General features: G+C 33.5%; 14 protein-coding genes, 1 tRNA gene and 1 pseudogene. All 16 read left to right on the top strand.

Annotated features, from left to right (window positions below; translation table 11 throughout):
• Positions 1–5: 5 nt before the first annotated feature.
• A pseudogene (locus ACQH21_RS07550) lies at positions 6–1,145 on the top strand (sugar phosphate nucleotidyltransferase); the annotation flags it as partial.
• Between the two features lie 116 nt (positions 1,146–1,261).
• The gene (locus ACQH21_RS07545) at positions 1,262–2,491 is read left to right on the top strand and encodes a lipoprotein-releasing ABC transporter permease subunit (RefSeq protein ID WP_264375965.1); all 1,230 of its coding nucleotides are present in this window, start codon (positions 1,262–1,264) and stop codon (positions 2,489–2,491) included.
• A complete protein-coding gene (locus ACQH21_RS07540; protein ID WP_425384179.1) occupies positions 2,484–3,215 on the top strand; it encodes a hypothetical protein in 732 nt (243 codons plus the stop codon). The genes ACQH21_RS07545 and ACQH21_RS07540 overlap by 8 nt, the downstream gene beginning before the upstream one ends.
• Positions 3,212–4,432 carry a tetratricopeptide repeat protein gene (locus ACQH21_RS07535; RefSeq protein ID WP_425384178.1) on the top strand — a complete coding sequence of 407 codons (1,221 nt, stop codon included), beginning with the start codon at positions 3,212–3,214 and terminating at the stop codon, positions 4,430–4,432. Before ACQH21_RS07540 ends, ACQH21_RS07535 begins: the two co-directional genes overlap by 4 nt.
• Positions 4,433–4,598: 166 nt before the next feature.
• A complete protein-coding gene (gene atpG, locus ACQH21_RS07530) occupies positions 4,599–5,471 on the top strand; it encodes an ATP synthase F1 subunit gamma (protein WP_063630933.1) in 873 nt (290 codons plus the stop codon).
• Positions 5,472–5,489: 18 nt separating this feature from the next.
• Positions 5,490–6,824, top strand: a complete 1,335-nt coding sequence (locus ACQH21_RS07525; protein WP_425384177.1) for a TldD/PmbA family protein — start codon at positions 5,490–5,492, stop codon at positions 6,822–6,824.
• 174 nt (positions 6,825–6,998) lie between these two features.
• Entirely contained in the window at positions 6,999–7,250 is a 252-nt protein-coding gene (locus tag ACQH21_RS07520; protein WP_425384176.1) for a cold-shock protein, read from the top strand.
• A gap of 34 nt (positions 7,251–7,284) precedes the next feature.
• Positions 7,285–8,511: a DEAD/DEAH box helicase gene (locus tag ACQH21_RS07515; RefSeq protein WP_010404320.1), complete on the top strand. Its 1,227-nt coding sequence runs from the start codon at positions 7,285–7,287 to the stop codon at positions 8,509–8,511.
• Between the two features lie 297 nt (positions 8,512–8,808).
• On the top strand, positions 8,809–11,088 hold the full coding sequence (locus ACQH21_RS07510; RefSeq protein ID WP_425384175.1) for an AAA family ATPase: 2,280 nt from the start codon (positions 8,809–8,811) through the stop codon (positions 11,086–11,088).
• 56 nt (positions 11,089–11,144) lie between these two features.
• Complete coding sequence (locus tag ACQH21_RS07505) at positions 11,145–11,360, top strand: hypothetical protein (protein WP_425384174.1); 216 nt, start codon at positions 11,145–11,147, stop codon at positions 11,358–11,360.
• Positions 11,361–11,396: 36 nt separating this feature from the next.
• Positions 11,397–12,269: an IS982 family transposase gene (locus tag ACQH21_RS07500; protein ID WP_425383942.1), complete on the top strand. Its 873-nt coding sequence runs from the start codon at positions 11,397–11,399 to the stop codon at positions 12,267–12,269.
• 150 nt (positions 12,270–12,419) lie between these two features.
• A complete protein-coding gene (locus tag ACQH21_RS07495) occupies positions 12,420–13,121 on the top strand; it encodes a hypothetical protein (RefSeq protein WP_425384173.1) in 702 nt (233 codons plus the stop codon).
• 58 nt (positions 13,122–13,179) lie between these two features.
• Positions 13,180–14,076 carry a class I fructose-bisphosphate aldolase gene (locus ACQH21_RS07490; protein WP_010404347.1) on the top strand — a complete coding sequence of 299 codons (897 nt, stop codon included), beginning with the start codon at positions 13,180–13,182 and terminating at the stop codon, positions 14,074–14,076.
• A gap of 5 nt (positions 14,077–14,081) precedes the next feature.
• Positions 14,082–14,153: transfer RNA gene (locus ACQH21_RS07485), tRNA-Cys, on the top strand.
• 107 nt (positions 14,154–14,260) lie between these two features.
• Positions 14,261–15,058 carry a hypothetical protein gene (locus ACQH21_RS07480; RefSeq protein ID WP_006015735.1) on the top strand — a complete coding sequence of 266 codons (798 nt, stop codon included), beginning with the start codon at positions 14,261–14,263 and terminating at the stop codon, positions 15,056–15,058.
• A gap of 72 nt (positions 15,059–15,130) precedes the next feature.
• Positions 15,131–16,198, top strand: a complete 1,068-nt coding sequence (locus ACQH21_RS07475; protein ID WP_265022872.1) for a quinone-dependent dihydroorotate dehydrogenase — start codon at positions 15,131–15,133, stop codon at positions 16,196–16,198.
• Positions 16,199–16,220: the final 22 nt, after the last annotated feature.

Here is a 16,220-nt window from a genome sequence, read left to right as displayed (position 1 = left end):
GGTAATATGAGTCATTATTGATGCAGGAATTACATGCATTACAGGAATGTAAAGTAGTTTTTGAACCAGTTAAAATTGGGACAGCGGCAGCAATACTAATTGCTGTGCTTCTCTGCGATAGGAACGAGACAATCTTAGTTCTGCCTTCAGACCATTTTATAGGTGATTTGAATAGTTTTTATGTTTCTATTGAGAAAGCGTCTAAGCTAGCCTCTGAAACTGACTCTATAGTCACTTTTGGGATAAAGCCTCATGAATTCAATTCGGAATACGGCTATATAAATGCAGTATATGGTCAGAAAGGGAAATATCACATAGTAAAGAGCTTTATAGAAAAGCCTGAATATGAGCTGGACAATAATCATTATTGGAACTCTGGAATATTTGTGTTTAGAGCAAAACGCTATATAGATGAGATAAAAAAAATTGCTCCGACTCTCTATAATTTATGTTGTGAAAGTATGAAGCATTTTGTACCACGAGAGAGATTTCTGTATTTAGAACAGCAAAATTGTGCAGGAATGGGTGATACATCTATTGATCACCTAGTGATAGAAAAAGCAGAAAATATTGCAATGGTAGAAGCTAATTTTGATTGGATGGATATTGGTACTTGGAGTTCAGTTTTAGAACTGAGTAAGAGATTTAGTGAGAATTTAGTTTCATTTCAGCATGTAACAAAAGGAAGAGAGCCAGTTTTGATGACAGAAAATGATGAAAAGATTTTATTAGGTAGAGTTTATAAACGGCAAAATAAGAGCCTAATGTTGTTCATTAATAAAGTTAAAGAAGCAAAGCCAACAAGGAAAGAGATTAAGCCATGGGGATTTTATAGTGTGATTTTAATGGGTAAGGATTTTCTTATAAAATACCTTTTTATAAATCCACTGAGCTGCACTTCTAAGCAATTTCACCACTATAGAGATGAGTACCATATAATACTATCAGGGGTTGGATGCGTGAGTTTAGATGACAAAACATATGCTATAACAAAAAATCATGTAGTAGAGATTCCAAGGAAGGTGTTTCATAAAATTGAGAATAAAAGTACAAGATTTCCTCTTGAGATAGTTGAGTTTCAGGTAGGAAAGTTTTTATCTGATAATGATATAGTAAGATCGGACGATATATATGGAAGGTCTTAATATAGAATATTGAATATATTCTATAAGCTTGCTAAATTTAGACAACCTAATTTGAGGTAAAGGAAAAATTACAGTTATATGAAGCATAAAAAGTATGATATTTAAATCTTAGTATAATGTCTATTGCCTTTGAATTTACTATGGCTATTCGCTATTTGCGAGCAAAGAATTCTAGATTTTGCTCTATAATGGCCTTGTTTTCTATTATTGGTATTGCTCTTGGAGTTGCAACGCTAATAGTAGTAATGTCTGTAATGAATGGGTTCAGAGCAAAGCTGCTCGACTCTGTACTTGGCATTAATGGCCATATTAATGTTTACTTTGATAGAAGCATAAATTCAGATTACCACGCAGTGTTAAAATCTATTGAGAAAATCCCAGGTGTATTAAAAGCTACTTCTATGACCAATGATCAAGTGATCGTTGCATCAAATGGTGGAATTGTGGGTAGCGTAGTTCGTGGTGTATCAGCTAAAGACTTATTTAATAACACTACCGTTAAGAATAATGTAATTATGGGTAACGTGGAAAAATTCGATGAAGGTATCATAATAGGGGCAAGATTAGCAGAAGCTTTGAATATTGATTATGGTGATAACATTATGCTTATATCAACTGAAGGATTTGACGCACTGTCTGGTGAAATACCAAAAATGAAAGAATATAAAGTTGTAGCAATATTTGATATGGGTATGTTTGAGTACGACAATACCTTGATGTATATGCCCATGAAATCAGCTCAGGCTTTTTTTAATTATAAAGATAGTGTGAGAAATATAGAAGTGTTCATAGACGATATTGCTGCGGCTAATAAGCTAGCAAATGCTATAGTAGAAGAAACAGGAATGAAAGCTGAAAGTTGGCAATCTCAGCAAAGCCATTATGTTAATGCTTTAAAAACTGAAAGAAATGTGATGTTTTTAATTCTTACTTTGATTATAGTTGTGGCAGCATTCAATATTGTTTCAAGTTTGATGATGATAGTGCAAGAAAAGAAATCCGCAATTGCAATTATGCGTACGTTTGGTGCAACAAGTGGAAGCATTATGCGCATATTTTGTGCTTGTGGGCTGTTAATTGGTTTTACAGGAACTTGTCTTGGCTCTGTTATAGGAGTTATTTTTTCTCTCAACATTGAAAATATTAGAGTGTTTTTAGAAAACATTACCAACATCAAGCTATTTGATCCTATGATATACTTTTTTTCAAGTTTGCCAGTGATATTAGTTTCTCAAGATGTAGTGAACATTTCTGCACTTGCATTGTTCTTGTCATTTTTAGCAACAATTCCTCCTGCATTGCAGGCAGCTGCACAAGACCCAGCGGAGATATTACGTTATGAATGATACTCGAAAAAAATGCATAGGTTGGTTCTTAATTATATTGTTATTTGTTAGCCATATTGCAATAAATAACATAATATTTTTCAAAATAAATCAGCAAGAAAGTGAAAATAGTATAAATGGTTTAACGGAAAGGATGGATGAACTTAGAGTATTGCTTGAAGTGAATCAATCTAGGGTAGAGAAAAGGATATTTGACTTAAAGAGAAATCTGCACACTCAATGTGAGCAAGGTGATGGTAGTTTAAGGAATAAGAACCTCGCAAAGTTGCTGCTACTTGTGATTAAGATGAAGAATTCGTTATTGCGAGAAGCCAAGTTTGATAATCATATAAATTCAATAAAGCCTTTGATATCAGAGCTTGACGATCCAGAGATAGAAAATGCAGTAAATGAATTGGAAAATTTGAAAGAGGTAGATACTTTACGCGGGTTGAAATTGTCTTTTGAGAAGAACATGACTGTTATTAACTACAATAAAAGTAACTTGTTTAAAAAAATCATTTCAAATTGGATAAAGATAGATGATCGTAGTGATCCACTCAGGTTAAAGCTTGCGGAAATTGAAGAATTAATAAGCGATAATGATTGGCAGAGCATAGCCACCGCAATAAGTGACTTAACATACCCAGAATTCAAACCATGGCTTAATAAATTGAATGATTTTATTGTAGCTTTCAAGAATACTTCAATAATATATCGTCACTTATTACAATACATCTCATGATTTATTTTATAATTTTTGCTTTTTCGTTTTTATTTGGCATATGGATCAAGGTAAGTGGTGAAGTAATAAAATTGGAATTAGGCAATTACACTATAAGTATTGATCTATATTTCGTTATTCTTGCTTGCGTAGTCTTATTATTTTTATTGATTGCAGTTGCACGTTTTTGTTCTTCTATTTCATCAACATTTGCTAACATAAAAAATAGAAGAAGAAGTAGGGAAGAATTGCTTCTTTTTGAAGCTTTCTTTAGCTTAGACTTAGGTAATATAGAGAACACCAATAAGCTAATTAAAAATCTAAATGAAGAAAGTGATAAATTATCTTTAGTAAAGCTCTTTAATTCAGGTAAAACGGGAAATTACAGCTTTTTCAGCCATAATTTAACGAGTATTGCAAGTAAAAATCGCAACTTAGCTCTACTTCTGATCAATAAACTGATTATTCACCTAAAGCAAGAAAGGTTAGTCTTTCAAAAATTTATAGAATATTGCTCTAGTTCAATTAATGATAAAATTTTGTCTATTCCCTTTCAAATAGAGCATTGTATATTGCAAGAAGATTGGATAAATGCAATTTCAAAGTTAAAGGAAGCTATCAAATTCAATATTTTTCTTCCCTTTGATCCTAAAAAGATGTTAGCGGTTTTTTATTGCGCTTTAGCAAAGCAATACGAAAGTAAAGGAAGTTTTTACAAAGCTATAGATTATTTAGCTAAAGCACAAAGTCATTATGCAACTTTTCAGCCCATCAATTATTTAAAGGCAGAATTATATATCAAGCTTGAAAAAATCAGAAAAGCTTCCACAGTATTAGAGGAAGAGTATAGAGTAAATCCTACTCCTCAATCAGCTAGAATGTATATCAAGTTAAATAATAAAGGCGCTGAAAGACTATATAACTTACGCCCTGATTATTATTTTAGTTATTGCTTGCTTGCTTTGTCTTCAATTAGCTTAGGGAAATATGATCTTGCAAGTCAGCATTTAGATATTGCTATGAAAAAAGCTAATTACATATCAATCTACCTTGTTATGGTACAGCTCAAGATTATGTTGCAAGAGTATGATCAAGCAATTTATTGGTTAAACAGGATGGACTCAGAAGCTGTGCCTGATCCAGGTTGGAAATGTGCTGATTGTAATAAAGAGCTAAAGCAATGGGATTATAAGTGCTCAAGTTGCAATAGTCTTAATTGTATTTACCTTATATTATAAGACTCCATAAGGTGTGATACTTTTACATCGAGATTGCTTTAATATAATCTTTATCTCAAAACAGTAAATCTGTGAGTTTCTTAGTTAGGTTTGACTCCAATGTCAAAAAAACTTGTTTTTAGACATTACCAGTTATATATTTTAATAAATTAGAATTATATACAAAATGAAGAGCTTAAAGGAATTATCCTTAAGAATTAAAAATATTAAGTCTGTGCAGAAAACCACGAAAATAATGCAAATGGTTTCTGCAGCAAAATTATTACAAAGCCAAAAGAAATTATCAAATTCAAAATTGCATATATCTAAGCTGCATAGCATTATTTCTTCACTAGCGCTATCAGCGGATCAAGAGTTACTAGCAAGAATTCTAAATATCAATAATGAAGATTCTTTCCTAGTATTTATTATTGCATCTGATCGTGGTTTATGTGGCAGCTTTAACTCCTCTGTTGTTAAATTCAGTCAGGAGCATATAAACAAATTAATTGCAAATGATAAGAAAGTAGACATTGTTTTTTTTGGTAAGAAAGCTTTTGAGACAGGCAAAAATAGATTTAATTCTAAAAATATCTTGAAGGTTGAAAATAGTAAGGGAATCACACTAAAGCGTGTGGAAGCCTTGGTTAGTGATATAGATCTAAGTAAATACAATAAAGTTAAGGTTTTTTACAGTAAATTCTATAATACCTTCATGCAAAAGCCAATATTAGAAACAATAAAACCATGGAGTAAAGACTCATTATTAATTGATAATTCTGTAGTTAGTCCTCTAACAGATTACAGCTATGAGTATGAACCACAAAATATTGAGTTTATTTTAAAATCTTTGACTCAAGATTATGTTACAGCTGCTCTTTATTCTGCTTTACTTGAAAGTGCAGCAAGTGAAAATAGTGCTAGGATGGTTGCTATGGAATCAGCAAACAGAAATACAAAAGAAATGCTAAATAAACTAGCATTACTTTATAATCGTTCTCGTCAAGCAGCAATTACAACTGATTTGATTGAAGTTATAGGTGGTGCAGAATCTTTATAGAAACTCAAGGAATGAAAAATGAATATATTAAATATTGCAGCAGATATCACTAAACTAATAAAAAAGCAGAATCAGGACGCAGAAGTTACAATATATGAAACTAATAAGACCTCGGTTTCTCAGCGTCTATCAAAAATTGAACAAATATCACAATCTAGAAACTGTACTGTCGGAATTAGAGCTATAGCAGGTAAGAACAAAGCTGCGTATATTTCCACAAACGATTTGAATAATCTTAGTAGTGCAGTGAGCCAAGTGGTGGAAATGGCAAAGAATGCCCAGGAAGATCCTTATATTAGTTTTGCTGTAGATGGCAGTAATTATATCTCTTCTGCAGATTTAAATATCTCAGATAATAATGTTGTAACAATTGATAAATTAAAAGAAATTACTGAAGCTACAGAAAATTCAGCTCTTGCACATAAAAATATTATTAATTCCGAAGGAGCTTCATCTTCACATACTTCAGTAAATACAGTATTATCAACCGTTTCTGGTTTTGTTGGTTCATTTAGTAAGTCAACTTTTGTTAATCAGGTTTCTGTTGTTGCTGGAGAAAAGAGTGAAATGAAAATAGGCTACGATTACGATGTAGCATGCAACTTCAGTGATTTAAAAACACCGGAGTCAATAGGGAAAGAAGCAGCAAAAAGAGCAATAGATCAATTGGGTTCATGTACAATCAGGACAGGCAAATTTCCGGTTGTTTTTGAAAAAAGAGCAGCAAAAGAGCTATTAAAGAGCTTTGCTTCTGCCATAAATGGTAGCAATATTGTAAATAATAGCTCTTTTTTGAGAAATAGTTTAAATAATCAAATTTTTAATACTGAGATTAGCATTATTGATGACCCATTGTTACCAAGGGGTATAACATCAAGACCGTTTGACGGGGAAGGAATAATGAGCAGAAGAAATGAATTTGTAAAAAATGGAGTACTGCAAAACTGGATTTTAGATCTATATTCGGCTAGGAAATTAAACTTGGAAACGACCGCAAATGCAACTCGTGCAAGTAATGCTGCAATTATTCCTTCAGCTAGTAATTTCTATTTCAAAAATGGTAATAGATCGTTTAAGGAATTAATTGACGAAGTAAAAGAAGGAATATATGTAACTGATTTATTTGGTTTTGGTGTTAATTTAATCAATGGCGATTATAGTCAAGGTGCATGCGGATTTTTTATAGAAAATGGTAAAATAACGTATCCAATACACGAGATTACTGTTGCCGACAATTTGAAAAATATGTTTAGCAATTTAGTTGTTGCAAATGACCTAACTTTCTGTGGGCAGTTTAATTCACCAACGATTAAAGTTAGCGAAATGACAGTAGCAGGTTCACTTAGTGATTAAAAATTTTAGTTGCATTAAGTACAATAATTGTGTACTATTACTATGTAATGTTAAGAATAGACTATGGAGTATAGAAGTTTAGTTGCAGTAACTAAGCTTAAAGCATTCTAAATCGTAATTTCAAAGTTTTTCATCACATTAATAATATTAGTTAGTAGTTTAGGAGTTATCCATATGGAATTTGGTAATATAAAATGGTTTAATGTTGAAAAAGGCTATGGTTTCATCAAGCCAGAAGGTCAAGGTGAGGACGTTTTTTTACATGTTAGTACATTAGAACGTTCAGGAATAAGACCTGATGCACTTCGAGGAGAGGATAAAAAGAGAAGAATGAAAGGGGAAAGAGTAAGTTATGAGCTTAAAGAAGAGCGTGGTAGGAATGGAGAAGATAAAAAGTCTGCAATAAATTTAAGATTGGAAGATTAGTCTATCGTGAAGCTTTTTAATAGGGTAATGTATTGTGAGTAATTTTCATGAAATGGGGCTTCCAACTTTGCTTAGGCAAGCTCTAAGTAAAAATAATCTTTGTGTTCCAACCCCGATTCAGGTGCAAGCGATTCCTCTAGCTCTTCAGGGCAAAGATATTCTTGGGTCTGCTCAAACGGGAACTGGAAAAACCTTAGCGTTTGCTATTCCACTGGTTGCTAAATTGATGAATGAGCCAAGCATTGGTTCAGCTTTAGTCATCGTGCCAACCAGAGAGCTTGCTCATCAGGTAACAAGTGAGATAAGAAAACTCTTATCTCAAAGTTCTTTACTAAGAGTTGCTTTGTTGATCGGAGGCGAGCCTATTTTTAGGCAGCTAAATCAGCTTCAGAAAAAACCACAAATTATAATAGGTACTCCTGGTCGTATTATAGACCATATTGAGCGTAAAACTTTAGTTACTCGGAATGTTGGTATTCTTGTGCTTGATGAGACGGATCGTATGTTTGATATGGGCTTTGGAATTCAGATTGAAGAAATTATGAAGCATTTGCCTAAAATAAGGCAAAATCTTATGTTTTCTGCAACTCTTCCTGGAGAAATAGTAAAACTTACTGAAAAATATCTTAATCAACCAGAGCGTGTTTCTGTTGATTGCCAGGCTACAACTTCTGTAAAAATTAAACAAGAAGTTGTTTATGCATCAGAATCAGAAAAATATGGCAAGCTTGTTACACAATTATGTCAGCGCAAAGGATCGATCATTATTTTTGTCAAAACAAAGCGAGGAGCGGATCAGCTAGCTGACAAATTGCACAAAGATGACTATAGCGCTTTGGCAATTCATGGTGATTTAAGGCAGCACAAGCGTGAAAGAGTCATTGATTCTTTTCGTCGTGGCCGCAATCAAATCATGGTTGCAACAGATGTTGCTTCTCGCGGCCTTGATATTCCGCACATTCAACATGTTATCAATTATGATGTACCACAATCGCAAGCTGATTATGTTCATCGTATAGGTAGAACTGCACGTGCGGGAGCTGAAGGATTTGCATTATCTTTTGTTACACCTCAAGATAAGAGAAGACTGCCTGCACTAGCAGATAAAGAAGGAGAGCCAAATTTTGATTGTAGTATGCAATCTCAAAAACGTAACAGCAAAAAGATCTTTAAAAGGCCAAGTACGTTAAAGGCTAAATACGGTAGAAAAAAGATCAATGTATTTAAGAAGAAAAGCAGAGTACTAGAAAAAGCGTATTAATGTACTTAACTATTCTTCTATTCTTTAAAAGCTCCAGTAAACTTGCTGCAAAGTGAAGTGATTGGAGGATGGTAGAAAGAATATATAGCTAGCCCAAATTAGATTTACCTACAATTTGATAATCTTAATTCTGCTGCTTATAACGTTTTGAGATTATCACAACGGTATAATGTTAGGCTGTGTGGACTATAATCTGTAGCTTAATTCAATTTGGCTACAACGAGCTGCTAGATTTCAGTTTTTTTAATAATTGTGTGCTACTAATTATATATAAATTTACACTTTTAAAGAGAATAGATGATTTCTAAAAATTTAGAGGCAAGTTTAAATAGAGCGTTACAGATTGCTTCTAATTGTAAGCTTAAATATGCAAAAGTGGAACATTTGTTGCTAGCATTAACCAAAGATGTGGATGTAAATTATGTTTTATCAAGATGTAACATCAGAGCTGGTGAAATCATAAATATAGATAATATTATATTAAGGAATGATCGTGGTAATAATACAAAAGGTTTTTTACAAGACAACTCCGAATTAACTGTCAATAAAGTTGAGCCTGATGTGCTATTTCAACGCATAATACATAAAGCCATGATACGAGCTCATCGTCTGGGAAGAAAAGAAATAAATGGAGCAAGTATTCTATTAGAGATTCTGTCTGAGCAAGATTTATACATTGAAGAGCTATTACGCAAACAGAATGCAAAGGATTCTAATTTGATTTATAACATATCCAATATAAAATATTCAGGTGATATAGAAGAATATGTAACTAATCGCAAGATAAAACTTGATAAGAATAACGATATCTCTACTGTAGCAAATAAAGGTGAATTATTAAAAGATGAAGAAGTTCTACAAAATTATTGTAGAAATTTAAATGATTATGCAAGAAGCAAAAAAATAGATTATGTCATTGGTCGTGATTATGAATTAAATCGCACTATAGAAATCTTGCTAAGACGCAGAAAAAATAACCCTTTATATGTCGGAGAACCAGGTGTTGGTAAAACAACAATAGTTGAAGGCTTGGTATTGAAAATTATTGAAGGTAGTGTTCCGAGTGCACTGAGATCCAGCATAATTTATGCTTTGGATTTAGGATCACTTCTTGCAGGAACACGCTATAGAGGTGACTTCGAAGAGAGAATAAAATCTATAATAAAAGTAATTGAGGCAAAACCTGGCGCTATTCTTTTCATTGATGAAATACACACTATTATTGGAGCGGGTTCAACAAGTGGCAGCTTTCTTGATGCTGGCAATCTGCTCAAACCTGCACTTGCAAGAGGTGCATTGCGTTGTATAGGTGCAACTACATATAGAGAATATAGCAATAGCTTTGAAAAGGATAAAGCATTAGCAAGGAGGTTTCAAAAAATTAATGTAAAAGAGTCTTCTATTAATGATACAGTAAAGATACTAGATGGTATAAAGCATTACTATGAAAGGTATCATGGAGTGTATTACACGAAACATGCCATTAAATCTGCAGCTGAACTTTCACACAAGTATATTACTGGGCGAATATTACCTGATAAAGCAGTTGATGTTATAGATGAAGCAGGGGCATATTGTAAGTTACAAAAAAACAGGCGAAAAATTATAAACAGTAGAGATATTAAGAATACTATCACTAGGATTACAAACGTACCTTGCGAGCTTGATGATGTGCAAAGAGTAAAATCTTTGAAAGAAAATCTCAAGAAAGCCATTTTTGGTCAAGAGCAAGCGATAGAGTCTCTTGTTAATTCTATTAAAATTGCTAAATCTGGTCTGAGAAGTTACAGTAAACCCTTGGCAAATTATCTTTTTGCAGGACCAACTGGCGTAGGTAAGACTGAGCTTGCAAAGAAATTAGCACAGAATATGGGTATGAACCTTATACGATTTGATATGTCCGAGTATATGGAACCTCACACAATATCTAGAATGATTGGTTCCCCTCCTGGATATGTGGGTTACGACCAAGGTGGATTGCTTACAGAATCTGTATCTAACAATCAATATAGTGTGGTACTTCTTGATGAAATTGAGAAAGCTCATAGTGATATTTACAATATATTACTACAAGTCATGGATTATGGTTATGTTACAGATACTTACGGGCGTAAAGTTAATTTTTCCAATACAATTTTAATTATGACAACCAATGCAGGTGCATTTGAGCGTAGCAAAAGTTCTATTGGCTTTGGGTATAAGGACTTTAATATTGGTGATAGCGAAAAAGCAGTAGAACGGATTTTTAGCCCTGAATTTCGTAATCGCTTGGATGCAGTCATTTCTTTTGCTGACCTCAATTTAGATGTCATTTTGTATATTGTGGATAAATTTGTTCAAGAATTGAAAAAGCAACTTATGCAAAAGGGCATAAGTTGCTCAGTCGAAGAGGAAGTAAAGTTTTATCTTGCACAAACTGGCTACAGCAAAGAAATGGGAGCACGTCCGATAGAGAGGTTGATTGAAAAAGAGATAAAAAGTCATTTGGCTGAAGAAATGCTGAATCGTCAATTAATCAAAGGAAAGAAATTAAGGATTTATATGGATAAACAAGAAATTGCTTTTAATATAGTTTAAATTCTTGCTTGAGTATTAAATTTGTAGTATAGTCACTATTTTTTAATGAGGCTATAGTGGCAAGTTTAACTAGAAATCAATATTACAGTAATCAAGATTTACAGAACTTATTTTCAAGGCTGGGAATAAAAGCAGAAGAAGTAATAAGCCAGGAGTTTGATGATGTACTTAAGTTAGTTGAGCGGCACTTTAGAAGAGCTTCATTAAAATGTCACCCTGATAACCCCAGTTGCGGATTAGAAATCAGTGAAAAAGCCAGGAAAATAGGGTAACCTCGGAAAATTATTTACAAAATAGAGAGGTTACCAATGAATGAAAATATAACAGAATTATTTTGCCTGATCGACGATTTTTGCAATTCAGTTGACAAGAATTTTGCAGAAAAACTTCTACCAAGTAGCAAAAAACCAACCAGGACGCCAGAGATTACGCATTCAGAGATTCTTACCATAATATTGCTATATCACCAATCCAAGTGCGACAATTTTAAAATTTTCTATGTGCATTATTTGAAATTATTATACGAATCAGCGTTTCCAAAATTGCCATCCTATAGTAGGTTTATTAGGCTAAAATCTAGGGTTTTATGGTATTTAGTGCTCTTAATGCAATGGTTTTGCGAACAGTCAAAAGTGACAGGGATTTCGTACATAGATGCAACATCTATCGCTGTTTGCCATCCAAAAAGGACCTCGAGAAATAAAGTTTTCAAAGGGTTGGCAAAGATTGGAAAGACTACCTATGGGTGGTTTTTCGGTTTTAAACTACATCTAGTAATCAACGAAGCTGGCGAAATTCAAGGGGTTACGGTGACAAAAGGCAACATTGATGATAGAAAACCTGTGCCAAATTTAACTCAGAAATTGACTGGATTATTGTTTGGAGATAAAGGATATATCAAAAAAGATCTTTTTCACGAATTATTCGATAGAGGGTTAAAGCTTGTAACCAGTATAAAAAAGGGTATGAAAAACTCATTAATGGCGCTAAATGAGAAGATTTTGTTAAGAAAAAGATCGATTATTGAGACAGTTTTTGGCTCTCTGAAAAACAACTTTGAGATTGAGCATACAAGACATAGATCACCGATAAATTTTTTGGTACACATTTTTTCTACGCTTGTTTCATATTCCATGCAGCCGAAAAAGCCCTGCATTTCTAAGCTTTACTTCGTTGGCTAATCCGCAACTGAGGTTGATAGAGTAGTAGGAGAGAAAGAGAAAAAAATAGCTGAAGAAAAGTTTAAAAAACTTAGTGCAGATAAAGATAAGCTAGAGAAATATCTTAACGACTTAAAAGCAGCTGGCATATCTATAACATTACAGCGAGAAGTGCAGGAAAAACAAAGGAGAATCAATGAGATTCTATTGCGTAGAGAGAAAGCTGTGAATAGAGCATGTTTATTTTTTATATTAGCAAATGTGGTACTTGGTCCGTCGCCTCAAGTCAAATATTGCTTATCACAACTTGCTAACAGTGGCAAAGTGCAAAATATTGCTTATAAATTTTATGCATTCAGCATCGGAGTTTGGCCATGGTTATTTATTATATCCTTTTGTAGTATTATCTATGCAGCAAGTAAACAAAGAGGCTCACAAGAAGGAAATATGGATAGATTCAACCGAAGGTTTAATTTACTTATTGCTGCTGATAATTATGTGATATGTATTGCAGTAGCGTTTGCTGTGTGCAGTTTAGCATCGGAAATTGCACAAAATGGCTGGCCTGTTCAATATGGAACAATGCTGATAGTTAATTTGGCATTGGATTTATTACTTATTGCTTTACTTAGAACTTTTACGAAAGCTTCTGAATTATATAGCGAACACTGCATTCAGCGTTTATATGAAGAAGACACAGAATTTAGCTACAAGGAAAAATTTGCATGGTATGACTACAAATTAGTGCTTATGCCACTCATTCTTCCTATTGTTAAAATGTATTTTGAAGATTTAATTCAAGAAAAACCACAACAGCACACCACCGATCCTAAAGTTACACCTTTAAATATAGGTGTAGGAGCAAGAGTATAAAAAGGTCTTTGCTTCAACTATAGTTTTTGCTACACTTTAAGTAAATTTGAAGATATTAATGAGTGAAGAAGTAAAACAAATCCTAAGTTATTACGAAAGTGAAAATCCTGGAGTAAAAGCAAATCTTGCTCGTATTCTTATGCATGGAAAACTTAGTGGAATTGGCAAGTTAGTAATTCTTCCTGTAGATCAAGGATTTGAGCATGGGCCAATAAAAAGTTTTGAAGTTAATCCTGATGCTTACGATCCGCATTATCATTTTCAGCTTGCAGTTGATTCGGGAGTAAGCGCATATGCTGCTCCGCTTGGTATGATCGAAGCTGGTGCTTCAACTTATGCTGGAATGCTACCACTTATTTTGAAGCTTAATAGTGCTAACTCCTTGCACTCGAAAAACTTAACTTCTGATCAAGCAATAACTGCTTCTGTAAAAGATGCGCTGCGTTTGGGTTGCGTAGCTGTTGGGTTTACTATATATCCTGGTTCTGCTAAGTGCTTCGATATGATGGAAGAAGCTCGCGAAATTATAGCTGAGGCTAAGTCTTGCGGCCTTGCCGTAGTGCTATGGTCTTATCCACGCGGTGAAGGAATTTCCAAAGAAGGCGAAACAGCAGTTGATGTTATTGCCTATGCTGCGCACATAGCAGCTTTACTTGGCGCTAATATAATCAAAGTAAAACTTCCAATTAACTATTTGGAAAGGGAGAAAATAGAAACAGAAAATATTGAGTCATTATCTAAAAGAATTGAATATGTTAAAAGATCTTGTTTTGCAGGGAAAAGAATAGTAGTTTTTTCTGGTGGCGAGTCGAAATCAGTGAATGACATATGCAATGAAGCGAAAGAAATTAAGCAAGGCGGTGGTAATGGTTCAATTATCGGGCGTAACACTTTTCAAAGAAAAAGAGAGGATGCTTTATCTATGCTAAAAGATATAATGGATATCTATGCATAAAAAACGGCTGGGTGGCAGAATGGCTTATGCGGAGGACTGCAAATCCTTTTATACCGGTTCAATTCCGGTCCCGGCCTCTTACTCCAATTAGATCGTTTTTTCTTCTGAAATTTTAACAAGAAGTGTGGCTTTTAATGAAATATTTAAAAAAATAAGATACTATATTCAAAATATAAGCAGTAAAATGCCAAAGAGATTAACAGAAGTTTTATTATTGATTGGTTTGCCCTTCTTGCTTACCAGTTGCACTTTTCACTATTTATTAAAGAGCTCGTATACTCATCTTGCACCAGAAAAGTACCCTTCATCCAACAAACAGCCGGTTTACGTCGGTACAGCTTACAGTGCACAGACTATATATAATGCGTTATTTAATGACTTTCTGTTAATAGGTAAGTCATCATTCACAGCCAAACATGGGCGTGCTAGTCAATATGTTAACTATGGAAGAGAAGTTGGAGCAGATGTGATAATCGTATCATTTCAAAATATGCAAAAGGATAAAGAGCATTTTAGCATCACAGAAAAACTATTATGGGACACAAGCTTAACAACATTTCATACAAGGACCATTATAAACTTTGATCAGGACGTACTCTTTCTAAAAAAGGTAGGTGATGCAAAAGCTCCATGGGAATATGTCAAAGGAGAGTTCAAGCTTCACGAAAAAGACGATACTGATCCATATCTAGGGAATTGGGTAGGGTATAGAATATGCAAGATTGCAATATCTTCTTCAGAAGATGAATACTTAGGATTTGTAAATGAAGATAATTGTAAAGAAAAATCTGGAATAAATAAGATGCTTGCTTGGAAAAATGGGGATGTAAGGTTGCGGATTAATAAACAATCAAAACAGGGATTTTATTTAAATAGAAATAAGATTCCTATACTAATAAAATCTCAAATTAACAAATTTGGCTACCTCGAATTAGTAGATAAAAATACTGATCAAGTTCTGGTTTCCCTTCAGAAAAATTAGTTTTTACTACTCATAGAAACTATATACTTACTATTTTGATAAACCTCAAGCTTTCTAAGTTATTCTTGTTGCATGGTAAAAAATAAACTAAAAATAAGCAAAGTGTTTTACAAAATGATATTACGTAATTTATTGTTTTTACTGCCGCCTGAAATTGCTCACTCCTTGGTAATAACGGCGTTAAAAAAGATGCCCTATAGGAAACCTATAGAACTACCTAAGTCTTTAAATGTAAACTTTTTTGGTAATAAAATTAGGAGTCCTGTAGGTCTTGCTGCAGGTTTTGATAAAAATGCGGAAGTTGTAAAGCCGATGCTCTCATTTGGTTTTGGATTTATTGAGGCTGGTACTGTAACTAAACATCCCCAATATGGAAACAAAAAACCGAGAATTTTTCGATTAATTAAAGATGAAGGAATAATTAATAGATTGGGATTTAATAATAAAGGAGTAGACTATTTTCTTAAACAGATAAGTGAAACTAAACTTGGTGATTGTATTTTTGGTATAAATATAGGAAGAAACAGTACATCAAAGGACCAAATCAGCGATTATGTTGACTTAATAAAGATAGTATATGGAAAGAGCAATTATATAGTACTGAACATCTCATCCCCAAACACACCTAACTTGCGCGATTTGCACAATAAACAAGAATTATCCAAATTGTTGAAATCTATCACTCTAACCCGAAAATCAATCGATAGCTCTGAATCCATACCGATAATATTAAAAATTTCTCCAGATATAGATCAGCAAACAAAAGAAAATATCGCTGAGCTTACACTAGAATATAAAATTGACGGCTTAATAGTAAGCAACACTACGATAAGTCGAGATTCTTACTATAATGAGAGTGGTGGGTTGAGCGGCAGACCATTGTTTCAACTTTCAACCGAGTTATTGAGTGATATGTACAAGCTTACTAAGAGCAGGATTCTATTGATAGGATGTGGGGGAGTTTCAAGTGGTATTGACGCATATGAAAAAATAAAGGCAGGAGCCTCTTTAGTACAACTGTACACTGCTCTCGTATATCAGGGGCATCAAGTTGTGAACAAAATCAATCTGGAGCTTGCAGAATTGGTAAAAAGAGATGGATTTAGTAACATTACTGAAGCAGTGGGTTGTATACATTAATTTTGGAAGTTATTGATATTGT

Source organism: Wolbachia endosymbiont (group B) of Eupithecia inturbata, assembly GCF_964030915.1.
In the GTDB taxonomy this organism is placed as follows: Bacteria; Pseudomonadota; Alphaproteobacteria; order Rickettsiales; family Anaplasmataceae; genus Wolbachia.
The sequence above is the reverse complement of the archived record's forward strand: the minus strand, read 5'-3'. Positions and strand labels throughout refer to the sequence as shown.

What these genes read in the sequence shown, in the direction of transcription:
- ACQH21_RS07520 (WP_425384176.1), top strand. Translation starts at nt 6,999, where the DNA reads ATGGAATTTGGTAATATAAAATGGTTTAATGTTGAAAAAGGCTATGGT.
- ACQH21_RS07540 (WP_425384179.1), top strand. Translation starts at nt 2,484, where the DNA reads ATGAATGATACTCGAAAAAAATGCATAGGTTGGTTCTTAATTATATTG.
- ACQH21_RS07545 (WP_264375965.1), top strand. Translation starts at nt 1,262, where the DNA reads ATGTCTATTGCCTTTGAATTTACTATGGCTATTCGCTATTTGCGAGCA.
- ACQH21_RS07490 (WP_010404347.1), top strand. Translation starts at nt 13,180, where the DNA reads ATGAGTGAAGAAGTAAAACAAATCCTAAGTTATTACGAAAGTGAAAAT.
- ACQH21_RS07510 (WP_425384175.1), top strand. Translation starts at nt 8,809, where the DNA reads ATGATTTCTAAAAATTTAGAGGCAAGTTTAAATAGAGCGTTACAGATT.
- ACQH21_RS07500 (WP_425383942.1), top strand. Translation starts at nt 11,397, where the DNA reads ATGAATGAAAATATAACAGAATTATTTTGCCTGATCGACGATTTTTGC.
- ACQH21_RS07475 (WP_265022872.1), top strand. Translation starts at nt 15,131, where the DNA reads ATGGTAAAAAATAAACTAAAAATAAGCAAAGTGTTTTACAAAATGATA.
- atpG (WP_063630933.1), top strand. Translation starts at nt 4,599, where the DNA reads ATGAAGAGCTTAAAGGAATTATCCTTAAGAATTAAAAATATTAAGTCT.
- ACQH21_RS07535 (WP_425384178.1), top strand. Translation starts at nt 3,212, where the DNA reads ATGATTTATTTTATAATTTTTGCTTTTTCGTTTTTATTTGGCATATGG.
- ACQH21_RS07525 (WP_425384177.1), top strand. Translation starts at nt 5,490, where the DNA reads ATGAATATATTAAATATTGCAGCAGATATCACTAAACTAATAAAAAAG.
- ACQH21_RS07480 (WP_006015735.1), top strand. Translation starts at nt 14,261, where the DNA reads ATGCCAAAGAGATTAACAGAAGTTTTATTATTGATTGGTTTGCCCTTC.